22 protein-coding genes are annotated in these 23,433 nt (G+C 32.6%); 19 read left to right on the top strand and 3 right to left on the bottom strand.

Features of this window, described 5'->3' with window-relative positions; all coding sequences use genetic code 11:
- The first annotated feature begins 68 nt into the window (after nucleotides 1-68).
- The 3 genes from BN1075_RS17075 (at nucleotide 69) to BN1075_RS17065 (ending at nucleotide 2,388) form a co-directional block, all read left to right on the top strand.
- A complete protein-coding gene (locus BN1075_RS17075) occupies nucleotides 69-1,025 on the top strand; it encodes a phosphoenolpyruvate carboxykinase (ATP) (protein WP_040194484.1) in 957 nt (318 codons plus the stop codon).
- Nucleotides 1,026-1,048: 23 nt separating this feature from the next.
- On the top strand, nucleotides 1,049-1,957 hold the full coding sequence (locus BN1075_RS17070; protein ID WP_040194483.1) for a phosphoenolpyruvate carboxykinase (ATP): 909 nt from the start codon (nucleotides 1,049-1,051) through the stop codon (nucleotides 1,955-1,957).
- Between the two features lie 158 nt (nucleotides 1,958-2,115).
- Complete coding sequence (locus tag BN1075_RS17065) at nucleotides 2,116-2,388, top strand: hypothetical protein (protein ID WP_040194482.1); 273 nt, start codon at nucleotides 2,116-2,118, stop codon at nucleotides 2,386-2,388.
- Between the two features lie 163 nt (nucleotides 2,389-2,551).
- Here BN1075_RS17065 and BN1075_RS17060 read toward each other — a convergent pair whose 3' ends face one another.
- The gene (locus BN1075_RS17060; RefSeq protein WP_235777828.1) at nucleotides 2,552-4,384 is read right to left on the bottom strand and encodes an ABC transporter ATP-binding protein; all 1,833 of its coding nucleotides are present in this window, start codon (nucleotides 4,382-4,384) and stop codon (nucleotides 2,552-2,554) included.
- Between the two features lie 606 nt (nucleotides 4,385-4,990).
- On the opposite strand from BN1075_RS17060, the gene BN1075_RS17055 reads away from it, so the two are divergent.
- The 5 genes from BN1075_RS17055 to BN1075_RS17035 all read left to right on the top strand — a co-directional run bounded on the left by BN1075_RS17055 (nucleotide 4,991) and on the right by BN1075_RS17035 (nucleotide 10,495).
- Complete coding sequence (locus BN1075_RS17055; RefSeq protein ID WP_040195280.1) at nucleotides 4,991-6,175, top strand: sensor histidine kinase; 1,185 nt, start codon at nucleotides 4,991-4,993, stop codon at nucleotides 6,173-6,175.
- 127 nt (nucleotides 6,176-6,302) lie between these two features.
- The gene (locus tag BN1075_RS17050) at nucleotides 6,303-6,941 is read left to right on the top strand and encodes a response regulator transcription factor (protein ID WP_040194481.1); all 639 of its coding nucleotides are present in this window, start codon (nucleotides 6,303-6,305) and stop codon (nucleotides 6,939-6,941) included.
- Nucleotides 6,942-7,368: 427 nt separating this feature from the next.
- The gene (locus BN1075_RS17045; protein ID WP_040194480.1) at nucleotides 7,369-8,304 is read left to right on the top strand and encodes an ABC transporter ATP-binding protein; all 936 of its coding nucleotides are present in this window, start codon (nucleotides 7,369-7,371) and stop codon (nucleotides 8,302-8,304) included.
- A gap of 14 nt (nucleotides 8,305-8,318) precedes the next feature.
- A complete protein-coding gene (locus BN1075_RS17040) occupies nucleotides 8,319-9,413 on the top strand; it encodes an ABC transporter permease (protein WP_040194479.1) in 1,095 nt (364 codons plus the stop codon).
- A gap of 20 nt (nucleotides 9,414-9,433) precedes the next feature.
- Entirely contained in the window at nucleotides 9,434-10,495 is a 1,062-nt protein-coding gene (locus tag BN1075_RS17035; RefSeq protein WP_235777827.1) for an ABC transporter permease, read from the top strand.
- A 137-nt stretch (nucleotides 10,496-10,632) separates the two neighbouring features.
- On the opposite strand, the gene BN1075_RS17030 is transcribed toward BN1075_RS17035, so the two are convergent.
- Nucleotides 10,633-10,986 carry a hypothetical protein gene (locus BN1075_RS17030; protein ID WP_040194477.1) on the bottom strand — a complete coding sequence of 118 codons (354 nt, stop codon included), beginning with the start codon at nucleotides 10,984-10,986 and terminating at the stop codon, nucleotides 10,633-10,635.
- A 241-nt stretch (nucleotides 10,987-11,227) separates the two neighbouring features.
- On the opposite strand from BN1075_RS17030, the gene BN1075_RS17025 reads away from it, so the two are divergent.
- Complete coding sequence (locus BN1075_RS17025) at nucleotides 11,228-12,298, top strand: NAD(P)H-dependent flavin oxidoreductase (RefSeq protein WP_040194476.1); 1,071 nt, start codon at nucleotides 11,228-11,230, stop codon at nucleotides 12,296-12,298.
- Nucleotides 12,299-12,461: 163 nt separating this feature from the next.
- Here the strand turns inward: BN1075_RS17025 and BN1075_RS17020 are convergent, their stop codons facing one another.
- The gene (locus tag BN1075_RS17020) at nucleotides 12,462-13,484 is read right to left on the bottom strand and encodes a M48 family metallopeptidase (protein WP_040194474.1); all 1,023 of its coding nucleotides are present in this window, start codon (nucleotides 13,482-13,484) and stop codon (nucleotides 12,462-12,464) included.
- A 446-nt stretch (nucleotides 13,485-13,930) separates the two neighbouring features.
- Between BN1075_RS17020 and BN1075_RS17015 the strand changes: the two genes are divergently transcribed.
- The 10 genes from BN1075_RS17015 (at nucleotide 13,931) to BN1075_RS16970 (ending at nucleotide 23,093) form a co-directional block, all read left to right on the top strand.
- Nucleotides 13,931-15,442, top strand: a complete 1,512-nt coding sequence (locus BN1075_RS17015) for a DUF1846 domain-containing protein (RefSeq protein ID WP_040194473.1) — start codon at nucleotides 13,931-13,933, stop codon at nucleotides 15,440-15,442.
- A gap of 240 nt (nucleotides 15,443-15,682) precedes the next feature.
- Nucleotides 15,683-16,057 (top strand): hypothetical protein, encoded by a 375-nt coding sequence (locus BN1075_RS17010; RefSeq protein WP_040194472.1) that lies wholly within the window; start codon nucleotides 15,683-15,685, stop codon nucleotides 16,055-16,057.
- Nucleotides 16,058-16,269: 212 nt separating this feature from the next.
- Entirely contained in the window at nucleotides 16,270-17,250 is a 981-nt protein-coding gene (locus BN1075_RS17005; protein WP_040194470.1) for a GAF domain-containing protein, read from the top strand.
- 109 nt (nucleotides 17,251-17,359) lie between these two features.
- On the top strand, nucleotides 17,360-18,148 hold the full coding sequence (locus BN1075_RS17000; protein WP_328286205.1) for a GAF domain-containing protein: 789 nt from the start codon (nucleotides 17,360-17,362) through the stop codon (nucleotides 18,146-18,148).
- A 224-nt stretch (nucleotides 18,149-18,372) separates the two neighbouring features.
- The gene (locus BN1075_RS16995; RefSeq protein WP_040194467.1) at nucleotides 18,373-18,708 is read left to right on the top strand and encodes a hypothetical protein; all 336 of its coding nucleotides are present in this window, start codon (nucleotides 18,373-18,375) and stop codon (nucleotides 18,706-18,708) included.
- Between the two features lie 14 nt (nucleotides 18,709-18,722).
- A complete protein-coding gene (locus BN1075_RS16990) occupies nucleotides 18,723-19,031 on the top strand; it encodes a hypothetical protein (RefSeq protein ID WP_040194466.1) in 309 nt (102 codons plus the stop codon).
- Between the two features lie 152 nt (nucleotides 19,032-19,183).
- The gene (locus tag BN1075_RS16985; protein ID WP_040194465.1) at nucleotides 19,184-19,657 is read left to right on the top strand and encodes a hypothetical protein; all 474 of its coding nucleotides are present in this window, start codon (nucleotides 19,184-19,186) and stop codon (nucleotides 19,655-19,657) included.
- A 59-nt stretch (nucleotides 19,658-19,716) separates the two neighbouring features.
- On the top strand, nucleotides 19,717-20,214 hold the full coding sequence (locus BN1075_RS16980) for a hypothetical protein (RefSeq protein WP_040194463.1): 498 nt from the start codon (nucleotides 19,717-19,719) through the stop codon (nucleotides 20,212-20,214).
- 209 nt (nucleotides 20,215-20,423) lie between these two features.
- Entirely contained in the window at nucleotides 20,424-21,830 is a 1,407-nt protein-coding gene (locus tag BN1075_RS16975) for an MATE family efflux transporter (RefSeq protein ID WP_040194462.1), read from the top strand.
- A gap of 267 nt (nucleotides 21,831-22,097) precedes the next feature.
- Nucleotides 22,098-23,093, top strand: a complete 996-nt coding sequence (locus tag BN1075_RS16970; protein ID WP_040194460.1) for an asparaginase — start codon at nucleotides 22,098-22,100, stop codon at nucleotides 23,091-23,093.
- Nucleotides 23,094-23,433 lie beyond the last annotated feature (340 nt).

Here is a 23,433-nt window from a genome sequence, read left to right as displayed (position 1 = left end):
ATTATAACATAAGAAATGTAAAGTCTCACCACTTGATTGATGAGACATTTATCAAATGAGGGGTTTACATGATGAAAGCATATTGTAATAAATTTTATTATCAGGTTTATGGATTAAATATTAAGTCATCAATAGAAATTGAAGGTTTGATAACACTTGGGGATAAATTAAGAGATAGAATTGATGCTATTATTGAGATTGGAAAAGTTTCGAAAGAGATTAAGGATGAAGCATTAACAGGGAAGAAGGAAGGGTATTCTTCTAATAGTATGTGGTTTAAAAGAGATGAGGTAGGTATTTTTCATATTTTAAATGGTAATAAAATTATCATTGAGCTAAGGGATGAATATGATAGTGAAATGTTTAAGGTATATCTCTTGGGGATTGGATTTGCCCTATTAATGATTCAAAGAGGACAGTTAAGTTTTCAAGGTGGAGCAGTTAATTTAAATGAAAAAGGGGTTTTAATCATAGGAAAAAGTGGAGTTGGTAAATCAACACTACTTAACGGATTAAAATGTAAGGGATATAAGCTTTTAGCAGATGATATGACATCCTTGAATACATATGAGGATGGAAGAATATTAATTAACCCATCATTTCCAATACAAAGAATTTCTACAGATGTCATTGAAAAGTTAGAAGGCAATAAGGAAAGATACAATAGAGTTAATTTAAATAGAGAACTCTGTCTAGTTCCTATGGACAAGAAGTTTTCTAATACTAGAGTACCTTTATTTGCTATTCTTCAGCTAAGTGTTGAAGACATCAATGAAATATCTATTAAAGAAGTTCGTGGATATGAGAAGGTTAAGCTATTAATGGAGAATATCTTCAGAGGAGTAGTATTAAACCATATTGAAATAGATCCTAACTATTTTAAGGAATGCATTGTATTAGCAAAAAACGTTTCTGTATATAAGCTCATAAGACCTCAAAATGGCTTTACCATTAATAAGCAAATTCAGATAATAGAAGAATTAATTTTGAAAGATTATGAAGTTTCTAGCGTAGCCGAAAGTTGAAGAATATAGATTGTGGGTGAATTATGAATAACTTTAATAAATACTATTATCAGGTATATGGAATGAAAATAGCATCGAACATTGAAGTTCCTGAGTTTCCGATTATAAATGGTAAATGTGAAGAAACTGATATGGTTGAAATAATAACTAATAAACTTCCAGAGGATATAAGAGCAGAAATTCAAAAAGGGAAATATCAGTTTATGTCAAAAGATAATATATGGTTTCATGTAGAGGGGGTTGCTGATTTTTGGATTAGTGAAGGACGAAGGGCAGTTATTGAACTCTGTGAATTATGTGATACTATCAGAATGAAAAATTACATCATGGGAAGTGTTTTAGGCTTTTTGATACTACAGAGACAAGAAGTTGCTATTCATGGAGGTGCTGTTGTAATTGATGGTAAAGGAGTTATTATTACAGGGCAAGGAGGAGCAGGAAAATCTACATTAACTTTGACCTTGGGTGAAAGAGGATATAAATATCTCTCTGATGATATATCACCTGTTAAAATAGCAGATAAATTATATGTGGAGCCTGGTTTTCCATACCATAAGCTATGTGCAGATGTAATGGAAAAGAAAAAGCTTAATAAAGCGGATTATTTAACCTGTAGAGGGGCAAAAGAAGTTAAATATGTGGTGCCTGATTTTGAAGGCTTTGAAAAGCAACCAGTTCCTCTTCATTCAATATGGGAAATTGCAGTTGATGATGTAGATTGCATTTGTGTTGAAGAAATCAAAAAGTCTGATAAGGTAAAAAAAATTATTTCTAATATATATAAAAGTGAATGTATTGCTAGTATGGGGGGATTTGCTCCAAATCATTTTAAGAGGTGTCTTGAAGTGTCTAAACAAATTAAGTACTTTAAGATAATAAGACCGAGGGATAAAAATACTATTGATGAGATTATAGAAATTATAGAGAAGTAAGTAAATATGAAGGTATTTGTAGATATAAATTACTACGTTAAGAATAGTAAATATTTTCTATTAAACATTTTATAATGTAATAAATTACCAATAAATAATATAATAATATAAATATATATATTTATAAATTTTAGTTATTAAAAGAGGAGGAATTGGAAATGAAAAAATGGAAAAATCCGCAATTAAAGAGTTTAAATGCTCAAGATACTTCATTTGAAGTAGATATATTAAAACTTGGAGTTGTACCAATTGATTCATGGTGTATGATTAATACTAAGAATCCAGGATATGCTCCTGGAAATGGGGTATGTCCACATGCTAGTGCAAATACAGTAAACGATATTGATGCAAATTGTCCTTATGTAGACTTACATTCACAACCAGTTGGGGTAGATAGACAGTGTACTCAATTTAATGTAGGTGGATATTAGGAAAAAATTAGATTTTGATGAGGATAATTAATAAAAAGAGAGATTTGTGAACACCCCCTGTCAATTAGACAGGGGGTGTTAGCTGTGGACACAACCGAATAAAAAGCATATTTTGGTTGTTTATGATAAAGCTATATATTACTAATAGTAGTAAACATCTTTTTTACACCAACTCACTAGCAACTTCATAAATACTATCACGACTTACTTCTCTCAATCTTCCTTTTTCCAGCTTTATGATTCTATTACATATATTTAGTGCTGAAGGCCTATGAGTAATTATTATACAGGTTGGCTTTGGATTTAAGCTTTTAATTGATTTAAGAACCTTTACCTCTGTTTCAGGGTCTAGAGCTGAAGTTGCCTCATCTAGGATCAGTATTGGCTTTTCTCTTAAGAAGGAGCGGGCAATGGCAACTCTTTGAGCCTGACCTTCTGAGATTCCTACACCTCTTTCACCAATGGCTGTATTTAAGCCTTCCTCAAGTTCTTCAACAAAGTCCAGTGCACAGGCATTTTTTAAAGCTTCCTTTATCATTTCATCTGAAGCATCATGATTGCCGTACTTCAAGTTATCTCTTATGGTTCCTGAGAATAGTGTATTTCCTTGTGGTACATAGGAGATTAAGTGTCTATGGTCTCTGGTGAATTCTTCATAGATATCTTCTTCTCTTAAAGCAGCAGTGCCTTCCTGTGGGTTTATTAGGGAGAGAAGTAGTCTTATTATGGTAGTTTTTCCTTCCCCTGAAGGTCCCACAAAGGCGATGGTTTCGCCACTAGGTATGGTTAAGTTGATGTTATCAAGGATTGTTGTATTTTCTTTATATCCAAAGGTTACTCCTTTAAATTCGATATCTGGTTTTGTGAATTTTTCTGTGTTTTCAGTGGTTCCTGCTTTTTCTAAAGGCAGAGCTTCAATTTCCATAAGTCTTTCTGCAGCGGCAATGGTTCCGATGAAGCCTGGTATCATGCCTGCTAAGGAAGAAAAGGGAGCTTGTACCTTTGAGTAAAGCTGAAGCATACCAGTGAAGGTTCCATATGTTGTTACTCCTTTTGTGATGTTTAGAATTCCCCATATGAAAATGGTGAAGTAGGCTAAGGAGGAGCAGAAGCTCATGGACATGGAGGTCAGCACTGAAAACTTAGTATTTTTCATAGCTATTTTATATTTATTGTTTTGAATATCTTCTAATCTTCCCATGTTTATTTTTTCCATGCAGAAGGTTTTTACAATCATGATATTTTGAATGGATTCCTGCATGAAGGAGCGGTATTTTACATCCTCTTCTTGAGCAGCTTTATATAGTTCCTTCAGTTTTTTGCTGAAGATTCTTCCGATTATCACCATGAAGGGTCCGATGAAAACTGCTACAAGAGCTATTGATGGAGCCCAAGAGATGAGCGTATAGAAGGAACCAACTAAGGTAACTGTTAAGGATACCAAGCTTGGAATAGTTCCAAGGATGGTGGAGCTGATATTTCCAACATCTGAAGTTATCCTTGTTAAAAGGCTTACAGAGTGAATCTTGCTGGATTCTAACCAATCACTATATTCAACATGTTTATATATCTTTCTTTGAATTCCCTGGCTAAGCTTCATTGACGAGTGGGTGCTTAAAAAGGAAGTTATTGGGCTAATACACATATTAAACAGAGTAATTGTAATCATTATGGTGAGCCATTTCATTACATCACTTTGATTTCCGGCAATGGCTGAGTCAATAAGAGATTTTGAAACTACAACGTTAAAAATTCCTATGAGTGCAAAAATCACATTTAGAATTATGCAAAATATGAGATAAGGAATCACGGGCTTTGCATGGGAAAAAATCCATTTTATCTTTCCCATTAAAGCCTTAAAGTCATCCTTACTTTCAAGTTTTATGTAGGGGTTGTCTAGTAGATTTTTCTTTTTATGATTGCTCTTTCTTTGTTTTTTCCGCCAGAACCTTCCTTTGGGAAAATGAACTGGGGTATCTGCTTCTTTTACCTTCATAGTTACCTCCAAAAGTTATTATATTAATTTACAATTTTTTATCTTCATAAGTGATGATAAAAAGATGTGCTTGGGATGGTAGAAACAACTTATCTTAAACCAAGTTAAGCAAACTTTCTATTCAAATATGACAAAAAGTATAAAGAATAAATGTAAAAATAAGTAAATCACAAATGAATTATACCATATTATGGAAGTGGGTTCAATATAAAAACTATAAAGCCTCTATGACGATTAATGAGAAGAGTTAGTTATACATATATAAATATTTTAATAAGAAATATGATTTAGAAGGTTATTTATTTCAAGGGAACAATTTTTCTGAAATAATCAAAGATGATGCTCAGCTTTTAGAAACCTCAAGTTAGGTATATTTAAATCCCGTTAGAGCCGATATAGTGGAAAAGCCAGTTGACTATAAATGGTCTACTTATAAAATGTATATTGCAAAGGAAAAGGTTGAACTGTTAGAATTAGATATAATATTATATTATTTTAATTATGAGAAGGAAGCTTGAAGGAGATTTGTAGAGCTTAAGATGTAAAACTATGGACTTATAGGTCAAGTATATGGATTCAGAGGTCCATGAATTGGAAGGAGCTTTTATGGGAAAAAGTAAGGAACTGTTATTTATAAGGTATATATCGATTTTTATATTAGTATTTCAGATTTTAATCTTGGGAGCATTTTTAGGAGGGTATACTCCACAGGCTGGCATTAGCAGCAAGATTGCTCCTTTAATTTTTATCCTTCTATTTGTTATTAATAATCATCTTAGATTATTTTATTTTGAAAAGCAGTGGCAAGTGGTTGGTTCAATTTGCCTTGAGTTTGCAGCAGTACCTTTTGCACATATTTACTTTGGAGGAACCATTGTTTTTTATTTAATTGGAGTTTCTATTGATATTTTTGCTTTAGATAATAAGATTATAAGGTATTTCTTTGGGACTGGAATTTTAATACTGACTCTTCTTCCAAGGTTTAGTACCTCCAGAGAGGAAAGCTTTATACTCTTTGGGCTTATGGCTATTCTTTTTGTGCTTTTAAGCTATATTTCAAGGCTTTACAGCTCTAAAAAGGAAGCTCAGCACCTTTATGATAAACTTAGGATTTCAGAGGAGAAGCTGATTAAGGCAAATGATGAGCTGGAAGGTTATCTTCAGTCCATTGAGGAGATTACTTTATTAAGGGAGAGAAACAGAATTTCCAGAGAGATTCACGATAGCGTTGGTCATGCTTTATCCACTGCTATGATTCAACTTTCAGCCATGGAGACTATAGCTGATAAGGAAGGTAGCAGATTAAAGCCAATTGCGGGGAATTTAAGAGCCTTTATTAATGAAAGCTTCCAGGATGTAAAAAGGGCAGTGAGGGAGCTAAGACCGAATGAGTATGAGGATTATCAAGGACTTTTAAGATTACAGGAGGCCTGCAATTCTTTTGAGAAGCTTTCAGGAGTAAAAGTTAAAGTCATACTTTCAAAGGGCGATTGGAATTTAACCTCAAAGCAAAGCAGTCACCTTTACAGAATAACTCAAGAGGTTTTATCCAACTCCTTGAGGCATGGAAAAGCAACGGAAATTAAGGTGGTAATGAACTTTACAAAGGAGGAGTTTGTGCTTTCATTTAATGATAATGGAGTTGGAACGAACAAGATTGAGGAAACAGGACTGGGCTTAAAGAATATAAGGGAAAGGGCAGAAGAAATTGAAGCTATGGTGGATATGAAATCCTCAAAGGGTAAGGGATTTTTTATTAAGGTCATAGTTCCGAGAGAGAAAGAGGTATAAATATATATCAGATATAGATATAGGTTGGAGCAGATAGAAGATGTATAAGCAAGAGCAGGCTTGGAAAGATAGATTGTACAATTGGACTTGCTCAAAATAAGTTATAATATGATAGATGGAGTATGGTATGGAGAAAATAAGATTATTAATTGTGGATGATGAAAAATTAATCAGGGAAGGCTTAAAGATAATGCTTTCAATTTTTGAAGATATTGAAGTAGTAGGTCTTGCTGAAAATGGCTTTGAAGCCTTAGATATATGTAAAAACCAACATGTGGATGTGGTGCTGATGGATATCAGAATGAAGGACTGCGATGGAGTAATGGGAACAAGACTTATAAAGGAGCAGTTTACAAAAATCAAGGTTATAATTCTTACCACCTTTAAGGATAAGGAATATATCCAGGATGCCTTGAAGTATGGAGCTTTTGGATATATGCTGAAGGACAGCTCCCATGACGTTATTTATGAAGGAATTAAAACGGCCTTTAAGGGCAACATGGTAGTCCATCCTGATGTGGCAGTGGAGATGATGGGCATTAGCAGTATAATAAACCCTGATATTGCAAGGTTTAATCTTTCAGGTAAGGAACTGAGAATCATTGAAGGAATTGCTAAGGGATTTTCTAATAAAGAGATTTCAGAAGAAATGTTTTTATCTGAAGGTACTATTAAAAATAACATTACAAATATCCTTTCAAAGCTGGAGCTTAGGGATAGAACGCAAATTGCTATTTTTGCTTTTAAAAATGGCATAGTTAACTAGGTGTTAAAGGTGTTGGAATATAAGTTTCAGTACCTTTATTTCTTTTTAAAATAAAGGTTGGTGACAAAGGTTTAAAGCTTTAGTGACTTAAGTCACGTTAGGTTATGACTTTAAGCTGTGGTTAACCTCCTGGAATTGTTTTATTATAATATTATGAACTGTAAGAAAGATGGAATGAGGAATTTTGTCAAGGGTAAGACTGCTTAAGGTGAGTGCTTCGTACAGCTTGTCCACGGCAAGATTGACTCGTAAATGTCAAAGGCAATCAAGTTAAGGTGATTGTCAAAAGCAAGATTGTTTGCAGTTTGCCGAAAACAAGATTATTTTCAGCTTGTCCACGGCAATACTGTTTGCAACTTGCACAAGACAAGCTACAAATCCATTGCTTCAGTTTTAAATATGAAATAAATTACAGGAGGTTTTTTATATGGGAATTATAGAAGTACAAAACGTAACAAAACGTTTTAATGACAAATTGGTGTTAGATAATATCAGCTATGACGTTAAGGAAGGGGAAATTTTTGGTTTCATCGGTCCAAACGGAGCGGGAAAATCAACTTTAATAAATATTATGACCAACCTATTGATACCAGACAGTGGTACCATTAAGATCTGTGGCTTTGATATTTTAAAGGATACCATAAAAGCTAAAGGGTGCATCGGTTATGTGCCACAAGATATAGCTTTAATGGAGGAGCTTAATGCCTATGATAACTTAGAATTTTTTGGTGCTCTTTATGGTTTAAAAGGTAAGGAGCTTAAGAAAAGAATAGCAGAGGCTTTAAGGGTTACCGGCCTGGAGGACACTAAAAAGCAAAAGGTTAAGAAGTTTTCAGGCGGAATGAAGAGAAGATTAAACATTGCAGCGGCAATTCTTCATCATCCAAAGGTTCTAATCCTTGATGAGCCAACAGTTGGAGTTGACCCTCAGTCAAGAAACCACATCTTCACCTTTGTAAAGAATATCTGTAAGGAGTGGGGCACAACAGTTATTTATACATCTCACTATATGGAGGAAATCGAAGAGCTTTGTGATAGAGTATTCATCATTGACCTAGGTAAGGAGGTTGCTTATGGAGAAAGAGAGCAAATTAAAGCTTCAGTTTTCCCTAATAACAAGGTACTCATTGAGGGCTCGGGAATAAAGGGAGAAACCTTAGTTGGGTTAAAGAAAATTGAAGGAATTATCAAGGTTACAGAAAGTGATAATAAAATCTCCTTAACCATAGATTCTACATTTAAGCTTGCAAAAGTTTTATCTTACCTTGAGAAAAATAACATTAATATAAAGAAAATCAGCTATGAAGAAGCTAAGCTTGAGGATGTGTTCCTTACAATTACAGGAAAGCAGCTAAGAGATTAAGGGGGGAGGTTAAGATGAAGCTTTTTTATTATGTAAAAACTACCCTGAAGGGTTTGGTAGCTAATGGAGCTGTCACTTTAATCTACTTTATTCTTTTTCCAGTAATCCTTGCAGGGTTTCTGGGCTTTGTTCAAGATATGAGTGTTAATGACAACCTTAAGTTAAGCCAGGTTAATGTCCAGATTCTAGATGAAGATAGAAGTGATAGGTCTAAGGCACTAAAGGAGTTCCTTGCCAGTGAGGAAATGGGTGAAGTTGTTACTTTAGTTGATGAAAAGCCTGATGTAGAGCTTATTATAAATAAAGGTTATGGAGAAAATGCTACAGGTTTAAAGCAGGACAGCCTTACTTTAAATAGAAAAACAAATAAGCTGGAGCTTTCCACCAACACTCTAAAGATAATTCTTGATAATTATCATAAGGGACTTTATGTTTCTTTAGCAGGTGGTGATGTTAATAAACTAAATGAAGTAACTGGACAGTCTATTATTGAAAATGTCATTGTAGATAAGCCAGAAAAGGAAAACAATTTTGAGAAGATGGCTATATCAATGTTTGGCTTTTGTGTAACTATGCTTCTTTATGGACTACTTCAATCAGGTTATGCAGATATATCCTTGAATTTAGACAGAAGAGCTAAGGCAGCACCAATTACTAAGGTTCAATTTCTGCTTTATGAGTCTGTTGGGGGTTTAGCCTATTCAGCAATTTTACTCAGCTTTTACGTTCTGTTCTTTAGGATTACAGGTATAACATTTAAGGGGAGTTTAATAGATTTATTTTTAATTATTCTTTTAGCAAGTATCTTTGTAGTTGCTATTGCGAAAACTATTACCTCGATTTTTGGTCCTAAGATAGGAAAGGTAGTGAGCTTTGTAGTATTTGTACTTCCTATTTTAGGTGGAGAAATCTTTGGTTTTGGAGCTAATGTTATAGCAGTTTTAACTCCAACCCATTATATTAACAAAGTTCTTACTATGTACGTTTTAAATGGAAATTTGAATGGTACCATGAAATGGATAGGATTTATACTGGCTATCTCTGTAGTTTTATTTGCCATAGCTGTGATAAATGAAGCAATTAAAGGGAGGAGAAGAACATGCGCTTAATGAGATTAATCCTTATAAATATGAAAAGACAATTAAAAAATTCAGGGTTTCTTTTAATCGGCTTTGTTATGCCAGTGATTATGGTTATGTCTATCTTTGGAGGAGGCTCAAAGGAAGAGAATAAGATCATAGGAAGGATTGGCATAATTGACAAAAGTAATTCCGCATATTCAGAAGAACTTATAGAAAATCTTAGCAAAAGATATGAAATCTCAAATATGGTAGGACAAGAAGAAAGAGAAGGGGATTATATAAGACAGCTGATTATAGATGACAAATTAACGGTGGTCTATGAAATTGGTGAGGATTTTCAAGAGGTTATTGATTCAGGGAAAATCCCAAATATAAAGTGCTTTAAAACAGAAGCAACTACAGGTACCATTATTGCAGAGGATATTATTACTAGTTATGTAAATGGCAAGGTTCAAGAGGGCTTTAGTACAGGCTTAAGCACCAATGCTGTAACCACAGAAATCACCAGTACTAGTAAAGATAAAGGATCAGGAAACTTAACAACTATGGTGATGATGTTTTGTTATTTTATGATGATGGGTGGATCGATACTAACAGAGGATTTAATTAAGTTGAAAAGCCAAAAGGTTTTAAGAAGAACTATCTCCACTGCAAATTCAGATAAACAGATATTAGGGAGTATCTTCATTTCAGTCTTTTTAATTCAAGGAGTACTTACTTCCATTGGCTTTATAATTGTTAGAAGGCTTTTAAACATTAATTATGGTAACTTACCTTTAATAATTCTTGTAATCTTCCTAGGAAGCTTAATTGCAACTGCCACTATTGCAGCTTCAACAAGATGGATCAAGAACCCAATTCTTGCAAGCTTATTTATGGTTATATATGCGCTTATAACCTATGGAATAGGAATGTTTGGCTCCATCTCCAGTTCTTTGGAAAACGTTCCAGTAGCCATTACAAGAATAAGTGCAATCTCTCCTTTTGCATGGATGTATAAAATGTTGAATGAAGGAGAATTATTCCTTCCAGCTATTATCATCATTTTAATGGCTTTAGTATTCTTTACAGCAGGAAGCTTCAGACTTAGGGATTTTGCTAAGGAATAGGATAAAATTACTAACTATCTGTGACTTCTAAAATATCTATATATAAAAAGACAGTGAACAATCTAGTTCACTGTCTTTTTCTTTTAAGCATTTTTACTTTTGGAAGGTATTTTATATTTAAATAGGTACAAGCAATTTTAAGATTTCTTATTTTTTAGCTTTTTATCCTTTTTATCATCTTCATCAGGATAGTAATCACCAAAGGCAGTTTCATAATCTACAGGCTCGGAATACTCCTTAACTTCATTATGCAGATTTAAGTTTAAATTGGTTACTCCAAGGGCAAAGATTTCGTCAGCAACATTATTTTTCACAGCTGAAGTGCTTCTTGATACATCACCCATTTCATCAGCCAACTGATTATGATCTTTTACAAGGTTATTCATAACTACACAAGGGGAGGCATTATAATCTACATCTCCGTTGTTAACCATAGTGCTAATATTATCTTCAACAATATTAGTTCCAGCAATGTTATCATTTTGTTTCATAACTTAACCTCCAAATGTTTCGTAAAGTTTTTATTACTCAAACATAGTATGTGTAGTTTATAAAAAAATAAAAGTATTTTTTTATTTTTTTATAGGATTCTTCATATTTTGTTTTCACAAAGTTTTAAAAGAATCTAAGTTAGACTATTGAAGAAAGAAGAAAGATAGCATATAATAAGGTTAAATATTTTGAAAGTCAAAATATTTGAAAATCAAAACAATTTGGTGGAGGATAAATTAAATGAAAATAGAAGGATTAAGAATAGGAGAGCTTTTTTCAAGGCTTCCAATTATACAAGGTGGCATGGGAATAGGAATTTCAGGACCTAACTTAGCAGCAGCGGTTACTAAGGCTGGAGGAGTTGGAATTATTTCAGCTGCCCAAAGCGGATATGCTGAAGAGGATTTTGAGGATAATAACTTAGAGGCAAATGTTAGAGCATTTAGAGCTCAGATTAAGAAGGCAAAGGAAGCTACAAAGGGTGGTGTTATCGGAGTTAACATTATGGTTGCCATGAATCATTACAGTGATATGGTTAAGGCAGCGGTGGAGTCAGGTGCTGATCTTATTATTTCTGGAGCAGGACTTCCTATGGAGCTGCCAAAGCTTACAAAGGGCTTAAAGGTTAAGATTGCGCCCATCGTTTCTTCTTTAAAATCAGCAAGAGTTATCTTAAAGGTTTGGGACAGACATGATAAGGCAACTGCAGATTTAGTTGTTATTGAAGGACCAAGAGCTGGGGGACACCTTGGCTTTAAAGCAGAAAATATAGAAGAAGCTTCAGTGAATTTTGATGAGGAAGTTGTACGCATCATTAATGAGGTTAAAATTTATGAAGAGAAATATAACAAGAAAATACCAGTAGTAGTTGCTGGAGGTGTTTTCACAGGAGCAGATATTGTTAAGTACATAAGCCTTGGAGCATCGGGAGTTCAAATGGCAACACGTTTTGTTGGAACTGAAGAATGTGATGCTTCAAGAGCCTTTAAGGAAGCCTATATAAGTGCTAAACCAGAGGATGTGACAATTGTTAAAAGTCCTGTTGGAATGCCAGGAAGAGCTATTGAAAATGAATTTGTAAAAAGAACAAAGGCAGGAAGAATCCCAGTATCAAAATGCTATAGATGTGTCCATACCTGTAACCCAGCTGAGACACCTTATTGTATCAGTAAAGCGCTGATTGAAGCTGTAAAAGGAAACTTAGATGAGGCATTAATCTTCTGTGGGGACAATGCTGGTCGTGTTAAGGAAATTGTTCCGGTAGCTCAGCTTATGAAGGAGCTTGAGGAAGAAATGGCAGCTGCTCTTTAATAGTGTTATTGAAGAAGTAAATATTAATATAGTTGTTGTTATTATTGGTGGTGGTTGAAAAATTCTCTATCATAATAATCTCTTATGAAAATAAAATATTAGATTAAATAAAGTACATTGATATTTAGTCATATCAATGTACTTTATTGCTTTAACAGGACTTTTAATTATCTGAAAGCTTTAACAGACGTTTAAATCTATTATTAAGAGATGGATGAGTTGCAAAGATTTCTTCCACAGGCAATCTGTCAAAGGAAACCTCGTAGGAATTCACTATCTTAAGCATTCCATGTTTAAAGTCTTCATACGGTATACCAATCTTAAGAATATAAGCATCAGCACGGTATTCCTGTCTCCTTGAAAGATACTTTGAGAAAACGCCAAAGTAGAAGAATCCAAAGGCGGTCACTAGAAGATACCAGGTTTCAGGCTCGTACCAATATTTATATTCAAGAAGCCAATTGTAAAGTGTAATGGTAAGAAATACCCCAAGGAAAAAGGTGAAAATTCTTTTACTACCATGTTTATATTTTAGATGAGCAACCTCGTGGGCCATTACAGCTTTTAACTCTTCATTAGTAAGTATGTCTAAAAGTGTATCTGACAGATATATAGTTCCATGACCTATAGGATATACGGCTGCAGCTCCAAAGGTACTTTTATCTTGATCAACAACTACAATTGAAACCTTCTTTCTTTTTACACGAGCAGCCATTTCTAAAAGCTCTTTTTTAAGTTCACAATCTTCCATTTCTATAGTAGGATTTGTTTTTTTTGCAATTTTTTTAACCACAAATATTCCTACAAGTAATATTAAAACATTATAAATAATGGTCATTAAAATATGGGTTAAATCATATTCTGGCTTAAATAAAAAGATGACATATTCACCTGCTATGGGAAGTAACATTACTATGTAAATTTGAAGGTAGTCAGAAAGGTTATTAAGATTAAAGTAGAAGTTCACATTTTTAATAGGAGCCACATTAGCAACGGTGAAAGCAATAGATACGTATCTTAGAAATAGAATTATAAGACCAAAACCACAGGCAGCTAAAGCTGGAAGCATATAAATATAATTAGTTATAAATTCATGGTGGCTATATTCTAGGAAAAAGTAAAACATCATTATAAAGTATAGAATTGTTGTAAAGATACATAGAGGTACCGCTACATATGTATTCATCCTCCTCAAACTGTTTAAGGAGAGACTTTTTGAGTTAGTCTTATGAAAGATTTTTAAGGTTCTGGCATGGATGAAGAAATAAAGAAGTACATTTGGAAGTATTGGCAGTGTTATCCATAGCATTCTTTCGATTAGGGGCATTTCGTAAAAGTATTCAAACATTATTTTTCTCCTTTCATATAATACTAAAATTACATATATATTAACTAAATAGAATTTAAAATAATTACTACATAATTATACTACATAAATAGTAACAGATAACCAAAAATAAGGGAAAAACAACATTTTCAAATTACGTATTTAATGGGGCTGGAAATTTGAAGGTTAAAGGATTACAATATTTTTCAGCAAAATAATTATATTAAAATAAAATTTAATAGTTTTCTACAAGGTGATTTTGTGTAATAATAGATAGAGTATTTACTTTAGGATGAGGTGTAGAAATGAAAATTGGATTTGATCATGAAAAATATCTTGAAGAGCAGTCAAAGTATATCTTAGAAAGAGTTAATAATTTTGATAAGTTATACTTAGAGTTTGGTGGGAAATTATTATTTGATATGCACGCCAGCAGAGTACTGCCAGGATTTGATGAGAACGCAAAGATAAAGCTTTTACATAAGCTTAGAGAAAAAGCAGAGATTATCATCTGTGTTTATGCAGGGGATATAGAGAGAAATAAGATAAGAGGAGACTTCGGAATCACTTACGATATGGATGTTCTTAGACTTATCGACGATTTAAGAGGATGGGATTTAGAGGTTAACTCTGTTGTAATCACAAGATACAGCGGACAGCCTGCAACAAATATCTTTATCAATAAACTTGAAAGACGTGGAATTAAAGTTTACAAGCATCAGGCAATAAAGGGTTATCCAACAGATGTTGAAGCCATCGTTAGTGATGAAGGTTACGGAAGCAACCCATATATTGAAACTACAAAACCAATAGTGGTTGTTACAGCACCAGGACCAGGAAGTGGAAAGCTTGCAACCTGCTTAAACCAGCTTTACCATGAGAACAAGAGAGGCAATGCAGTAGGATATTCTAAATTTGAGACTTTCCCAGTTTGGAATGTACCTCTAAAGCATCCTTTAAATATTGCTTATGAAGCAGCAACTGTTGACCTTAAGGACGTTAATATGATTGACTCCTTCCACTTTGATACATACGGAGAAGTGGCAGTTAACTATAACAGAGACATTGAGATGTTCCCAGTTATAAAGAGAATCATCGAGAAGATTACTGGAAAAGAGTCTATCTACAAGAGCCCTACAGATATGGGAGTTAACAGAGTTGGCTTTGGAATAACTGATGATGATGTGGTTAAGGAAGCTTCAATCCAAGAAATTATCAGAAGATACTTCAAAACTAGCGTAGAGTACAAAAAAGGTTATGTTGATGAAGAAGTATTTAAGACAATGAAGATTATAATGGAATCTTTAAATCTTAAACCAGAGGATAGAAAATGTGTTATCCCTGCTAGGAAATATTCTGCAAAGCTTAAAGAGGCTTGTGCAGATAAAAATGAGGTTTGTCCTGTTGTAGCTTTAGAGCTTGAGGATGGAACAATAATAACTGGAAGAAATACAGATGTTATGGATGCTTCTGCAGCAGTACTTTTAAATGCTGTTAAACACCTTGCAAACATCTCTGATGAGATTCACCTAATCTCTCCAGTAGTATTAGAGCCAATTAATAACTTAAAGTCTAAGACTTTAGGAAATCACAGAACTTCATTAAATTCTGAAGAGATTTTAATTGCTCTTAGTATTTCAGCTGCAACAAACCCAACGGCTCAAGTTGCTTTAGAGAAGCTTGCTATGCTTAAAGGCTGTCAGCTTCACTCAACAACAATCTTAAGCACAGGTGAAGAGCAGGTATTCAGAAAGCTTGGAGTAGATGTTACTTGTGACCCTGAATGGGCATCAGAAAACTTATTTTACAGCTTATAATTAGTAGGTTTACGTTCTTTAAGTTTTATTTAAGACCTAAGAACTAAAGTTAAAAGAAAGCTACTTAAGAAAATGTTTTATTAAGATATTTTTAGTGTTGAATAGAATTTCATTTTTTAATAACCACAGTGCGTGAGCTGTGGTTATTTTTATAACTACTTTTATGTAACTAAATTTAAAAATTTACAATATTATGTAGTATAACAAAAGATATTTCTTTTATTCTTAGGGGGTATGGGAGTGAAGAATACGAAAAATAGTAAAGAAAACACTTTTCTTATAAATATTTTAAAAAGATTAAGAAATCCTGTGGTTATTACAAGTATAATTTCGCAGGTTATGATAATCTTAACTATAGCAAAAATTAATGTAGACGGGAGTGCAATAACAAAAGTTGTGGTGGCCATATGTTCTATATTAGTATCCTTAGGTATTATGAATAATCCGGAAGCTCAAAAACCAACAAAAACTATTAAATTAAAATGTTCAAATTGTGGTGAAACCACCGAATATTTATTTTTAAATGGTGAACTAATGTGTGATGATGATGGAAATCCTTATGAAATTACTGAAGAGGAAATTGCTGCAAGAAATAAATCTAAGCTTATAAAATAGTTTATAAATTATAAAGTTAATAGGATAGCCATATATCTTGGGGATATATGGCTGTTTTTTTATAAATACCACTAAATTTTTAATAATAAGGTGAAATATGTAATACCTTGAAGGATTTATTGTAAGACAAAATTTACAAATTGTGGTATTATAATATAGTAATTGTACCTAATGATAATAATATTCATCTAGAAAATGAGGAGAGAAATGAAATGAAGATATTAATTGTGGGCAATAATGATGAGCTTTGCGATGATATAGTTGAAACATATTCCAAGGGGGAAAATGAAATTTTTGTCCTTAACAGAGTAAAAGATGATTCTATAATTGATCCTAAGACCTATCCAATGGCAATAAATAATTCAAGAATTGAGCAGGTTCGTAGTGGAAAAGAAAAGTATACTCTCATTTTTCCTGAAGAATCCTTAAAGGAAAGCAAATATCAGCATATTTCGGTTGCTGAAAATATTTTTGATAAAGCTTTGAATATTGCAGAAGAAATTATGAATTCTAAAGAGATAGGAGTATATGAAGTTTCTAATGATGAAGTATATTTAAGATTGGTTTCTGTATCACGAAGTATCAATAGAGAACTGATAAAAAACTCCTATAGAGTTGAGGAAAATGTTGAATTTGGACAAGTTATTAAGGAGAAAGAGCCTTACTTTAATGAAGAGTGCAATGGTAAATTACCAGCTATGATGTGTCCTATAACCTTTGAAAATAAAGTAATTGCTATTATTGCTGCATTTAATCCCTTAAACAAGGTCTCTTCCTATAATAAAAAGCTATTTAAATTAATAGGTAGTATGGTTACATCTTCCATAGTACAAGTATATAAATATGAAAGTGTTAGCAGCTTCAGAAAATACTTGAAGGGAACCCGGATATTATATGAAGAATATTTTAAGGAAGTTATAAGGCAGAAGAATAAATACAAGGCAGAGAATCATATTGAGTATACATTACTAAAGTTAAAGAGTGATTTGGCGGATAATATAGCAGGACCAAAAGAAATTTATGAAGTTATTAAGGGGAGTATCAGGGGGATTGATCAGTTAGGTGTTAATATGAAGGATGAATTATTCCTTTTATTAACTAATACTTGTAAAGAAGAGGCTTCCTTTGTTATAAAAAGGCTGAAAAATGTTAAAATCCTGGCTGAAGTTATTTGTGATGATACCTTATTTTAAATTTAATAGATTTTAAAGGATTTTAGAGATATATGGTGAATAGATATAATGTAAAAATATAGAAAAAGTTATTTTTTAACAACTAAAGGAGGGAATGAGTTTGAGGATAATGGTTGAAAAAGAGATGATATTGTCAATTAAGCTTTTAAATCAACTTAATTCTTTAAGTAGTAACAGGGTTATAGAAAATGCTGTAATTCTTACTGAAAAAATTCTTAAATGCAGGGGAGCAGCATTTTATATTATATCAGAGGATGGAAGATATTTAAGACTAGTGGCTCAGTCCCATAACAATAGTATTGATTTTAGAATTAAAAAATCAATTGAAGCAGATTTGGCAGAAGCAATAAAAACTTTAATAGAAAGCAGGAATATTTTTGTGAATAAGCAAGAGGATAAAGAATTACCAAAGATCATGGTGCCAATAGTTATAAACAATAAAGTTAGAGCAGTCTTGGCAATTTTCGATGATACACTGGAAGACTTTAATATTCATCAGGAAAATATTTTTGAAACAATTTCAGAAGCTGTAACTAATGCACTTATAAATGCCTACACTTATGAAAATGCTATAGAAGCAGATAGATACATAAATAACACTGGAGTTTTAAAATATGAATTTTTTAAAGAAATAATTGAAAATAAGGAATACTTTAAGATAAATAATGATGCAGAATACTCAATTATAAAATTATCACACAAGTTTAATAATGATGTGGAGTATTTATATTATAATTTAAAAAGTCAGCTGAGAGGTATGGACTATATCGGTTTGGATGAAGAAGGTTCACTTTATCTGCTTTTAAGTAATACGAGTCACGAGGAAGCTGAATTTGTGATTGAAAGACTTATAAAGAGAGGCTTTAATGCTGAACTTGTATCTGGTTTAGGGTTTTAATATATTGAATAAATTCTTAGGGAGAGTCCATGGGGCTCTTTCCTTATGTGGCTTTAAATATTAACAAAATATTAAGAAAATGTGTGGAAATTGTAGTATTGTTCTGAAAATTAGAATATAATTATATAGGGGATGTAAAAATTTGATAAATGCTATATATATTTAAGAGGAAGTTAATATGCAATAGATTTATCACTACTTAGGTTTAATTAGGGGGAAGAGGTTTGGAGAAGAAAGAGGGAAGTAACAGAGATTTTCAAGAAATTCAAGAAGAAAACCCACTTGAAGAACAATTAAGAGAAATTAATGAATGGCAGAATAACTCTACCAATGCAGGATATTTTATCAACAAAGGCAGTGCTCCAATTCCAATAAAAAATTTAAGTAAGGCACCTGTTTTGATGATTATTGTTGGAATTCTTTTTGCAATACCTACGTTGATATTTATAATTGGTGATTTTAGCTTAAGCAGTATTTTAAATAGTTCGGTAATGATTTTAATAAGTGTATCTTTTATTGTTGGCGGTATTATCAGATTAAAAAGAAGAAGCCGTCTTTAGTAGGAGGGATAGGAATGTGGGACATTATTGATGGAATAATAATTATACCTATTATGTGTGTCTTTACTTATGGACTTATTCGTCAATGGGAAGAAACCATTTTAATAGCAAAAACAGAAGGCCATAGCAAAAAGTCTTTAATTGTGCACTTGATTTGTTGTGTGTTCTATGCATTATTTCTTTTAGGCTATATGATAAATGTTATAATTTCTATTTTTGGACATGGTGCGGTGTTTTTAACTTCTGAATTTACTTCAGTATTATGCATATTATCCATTGCTATTTTTCTTGTGAGCAGATATGGAATAATTTCCAAAAGTTAATGAGTTAAGCTTTGAGAGCAGAAATGCTCTCCTTTTTATTTTAAAGAAATATATTTAGTATATATTTGGGATATAGAAAGTAGGAGTGAAAGTTAATAGAATTGGTACAAATTGTTAAGGGTGTTGTAAAATATTACTAAGGGGTGATTTTTATGAAAAAGAAAATTATTTGGGTAATGGTTGTTGCAATATTTTTTTGCGTTGTGGCTTGGTTCGATTTCCCCTATTTAGTATCTAGCAAAAACCTCATTAGTAATCAAAACGTTGATTATACTTATGAGAGAATTTCCTTTACTAATTGGTATGATAATGACCTTCATAGTTTGGAGGTAACGGATGAAATACAGATGAAGAATATAATTGATAAAATTGACGGTTTGAAGTTAAGACGAACAAGAAATTTTATCTATGGAAATGAAGAAATTTCATTTACAGCTAGATATGCTAAAAAGGATATGACTTATGTGGAAGGGGTTTTTAGTATTAACTTTACGCAAGTTAACGGAGATAATTATTTAGCATTTATAAGAATGGGAGATACCTATAAATCTCAATATTATAAAATTCTAAATAAAGATTTTAACATTGAAAAGTTCATTGAGGAATTAAAGGCAGAAGTAAAATGAAAGTACAAATTTTTATAAACTATTTTATAGTTAAAGATTGAGAGAAGAAGGGGGATTTTATGAAAAAGAAAATAATTTGGGGAGCTGTTATAATCCTTGTTTTGGGTTTTGTAGTTTGGTGGGATCTGCCCTATATTATTAAGATAAGTAACATAATTTCAAATCAAGAGATGGAGTATACTTATGAAGGGATTTATGTTACAGATTTCTCCCTTATTTCTGATTACGATGATTATGAAGACCTTAAATATTTCAGGTTCATTGATAATGAAATAGAGATGAAATCCATCATTGATAAAATTGACAGCCTTCAACTCAGAAGAACAAAGAAGAGAGGAAATGGAGATAAACATCTTAGTTTTATAGCCTCTTACTCTCCAAAAGAAAGAGTTACTTATACTGAAGATGTTTTTTCTATATATTTTGAGGTGAGTGATAAGGGAGAAAATATATTGATTTTCGGGTCTAAAATGTACAAGGATAAATATTATAGAATTCTTAATAATGATTTTGATCTAGAAGCTTTTTTTAAGGAATTAATGGGTGAAGAGATATAGAGGAAAGTCGTGTAAGTCGGTCGAAAAGTATTTATATGAGCTTTATATTAAAGTGGACTAACCCCTCAACGAATTTCGGTGAAGGGTGAATTAGATTTTAATATTTCGGAATAAAAAAGTTTCGCAAGCCTAAACTTGTTATAGAAATATATGGTTTACATGGTATATAATATAAAATGTAACAGGTAATAAAAAATTGGAGGAGTAGTATGATTAAGGACAAACGAAGCTTAATTTTAAAGGGAAATTTGTACAAGGTTATAGGCATATTAGCCCTGCCTATTATGGTTAACAACTTAATTCAAACTTTATATAATCTGGTGGATGGAGTTTGGGTCAGTAAAATTGGTTCAGTTGAATTTGCAGCTACTGCTTTTGTTTGGCCGGTTAACTTCTTATTTATATCCATTGGAACGGGGCTTTCCATTGCTGGAACCTCAATCATTTCACAATTCGTTGGAGCTAATGATTATAAAGAAGCAAAGGAATATTCTTCCCAGCTCATTGCTATTTCTTTTTTAGCTTCATTAATTTTGGCACTTATTGGATATATCCTTGCACCATCCATTATTTGGTTAATGGGAGGGAGAGGTGATATAGCTGAATTCGGAAAAATATACTTAAGAATTACTTGTCTTGACATGCCATTTATGTTTTTATTCTTTAACTTTAACTCCATAATGAACTCTCAAGGCAATACACTTTTACCGACAGTATTAAGTGGAATAAGTGCAGTGCTTAATATGGTCTTAGATCCTATTTTTATCTTTACTCTTAATATGGGAGTGGCAGGAGCAGCCTGGGCAACTCTTTTATCTAAAGCTTTTTTAGCTCTTGCAGGCTTTGCAGTATTATTAATGGGTAAAACAAAGGTTACTCCATCATTTAAGAATTTCAAATTCAGTAAGCAGAAATTTGATAAGATCTGGAGGATTGCACTTCCATCTGCAGTTGGACAATCAGGCTCTTCGATAGGCTTCATGGTTTTAAATGGTTTTATTGTTTCATATGGAGCTTCAACCATGGCTGCTTTTGCCATGGTAAACAGGATTACCTCCTTAGTAATGCAGCCTGCCATGGGTATTGGGGCAGCCCTCACAGCCATTGTTGGTCAAAATTTAGGTTCAAATCAGATGAACCGTGCCAAGGAAGCATTTTCTAAGGCAATAAAACTCACAGTTGTATTTTCCAGTGTTGGGATTTTAGCAATGCTTGCCTTTGATAATGAAATAATAAACTTCTTCATGCAATCCAAGGATGGTAAGTTGGTTATTGAAGAAAGCTTAGTTTATCTTCACTATATAGCGTGGTCAATGCCACTGATGGGAATCTTCAGCGTATTTCAAGGGGTATTCCAAGGTTCAGGCCATACAAAATATTCAATGTCAATGGAAATTGGCAGACTCTGGCTTGTTAGACTTCCAATGATTTTAATGTTTAAATACTTCACAGAAATTGGCTCCACCGGGATATGGTTCTCCATGAGCTTTAGTAATTTTATTGTCTGCATTTATGGCTATATAATTTACAGAAGAGGCAGCTGGCAGAATGTTGTTGTTCATAGAGAGCAGCAAGAGGTCAAAGTGAAAGAAGAAATATGTGTTAATGAGTGTTAATGAATAATGTAAAGATGGGATATCAAAAAAGATATAAAAATTTATTTTACAAATCCTTTTTATTAATGTAAAATTTTAATAGATGTAATTGTTTTTTCTATGAACTCATTATTTGAATTTTTATCAAATAATGAGTTCATATCTTTAAGTAAATATGTAGTATACATATAGTAGAAGGAAGGCTGCAGACACTCACGAGAAGACTAATTCAAATATTACGAATATTGATACCAGTGAAAATTTTTAGATTGCTATGGAGGTATAAGAATGGATGAGATTTTAGTAGAAGAATACAGAGGGGATTTATTAGAATGTGTACATAGAGGGTATATCTGTATAACAGGAGAGGGTGGACAGGTTGTTCACTCTGTAGGAGATTCAGATTTTATAACCTACATGAGATCTTCTGCAAAGCCAATTCAAGTATTACCATTACTTGAAGCAGGACTTGAGGAGAAGTATGGGTTCACAGATAAAGAAATTACTGTAATGGCAGCTTCCCATAGAGCGCAGCCATGGCATGTTAAAGCCATAGAAGGCATCATGGAGAAAACAGGAATAAAAGAAGAGGAGCTTATATGTCTTCCAACCTATCCATTAGCTGCAGATGCTAAAGAAAAGGTGATAGTTGAGGGTGGCGGTCCAAGAAGGATTTATCACAATTGTTCTGGAAAACATATGGGGATTTTAACCCTTTGCACTGCAATGGGCTGTGATAAAGGTAATTACTTTGATATAAATAGCCCGGCACAGCAGGAAATCTTAGAACATATAGCTTATATTTCTGAATACCCAAAAGAAAAAATCATAATTGGAGTTGATGGATGTGGTGTGCCTGTATTTGGTATGCCAATGAGGAATTTAGCTAATGCCTATAGAAGATTAGCTTGTCCTAATACCATAGATAATGAAAAAACAAGAAACGCTGTAATAAAGCTTTCAACTTTAATGAATGAAAATTATGAGATGATTTCAGGAACAAATCTAATTTGCACTTTATTAAATCAAGACCCTAATATTGTAGCTAAGGGTGGAGCTAAAGGTGTATACTGCTTTGGGTTAAAGGAAGAAAGATTGGGAGTCTCTATTAAGATAATTGATGGTTCTGAAGATGAGTGGCCAATAATCGTTGCCACAATTCTGGAGCAGTTAAATTACAAAAACAAGGAAACTATTCAGCGTCTAAGAACGGTTTATCCAAACACTGTTACAAATGATAATAAAAAAATAGTTGGTGAAAGTAAGGTTGTATTTAAACTTTAATAGTTTTTACAATTTGGTTAAGTAAATTGCTTCTTTAGGATAAAGCTTTAACTATTTTACAAGCATAATTAAGGTATATGAATTATAAACTGATTTTGAGAACTTCATGTATTTGAAGTTCTTTTTTTATACATTTTTTGATTGCTTAATTATTTTCGTTAATTAAATATTTAAAATGAATTCCAGTTAAAATTCCATAAATAAAAGTATAGATTATCAAAAACTAGGTAAGATAATATCAGAGTATTTTAAAAGACTCTCTCTCGTATGCATTGAAAGGAGTAAGTTCGAGTAACCGAATCAAAGATTTGTTTAAAAGGAAACTCCTTGTCATATGCAT

Source organism: Clostridium culturomicium (assembly GCF_000821305.1).
Lineage (GTDB): Bacteria > Bacillota > Clostridia > Clostridiales > Clostridiaceae > Clostridium_J > Clostridium_J culturomicium.
This window is presented reverse-complemented; position numbering and strand designations above follow the sequence as displayed.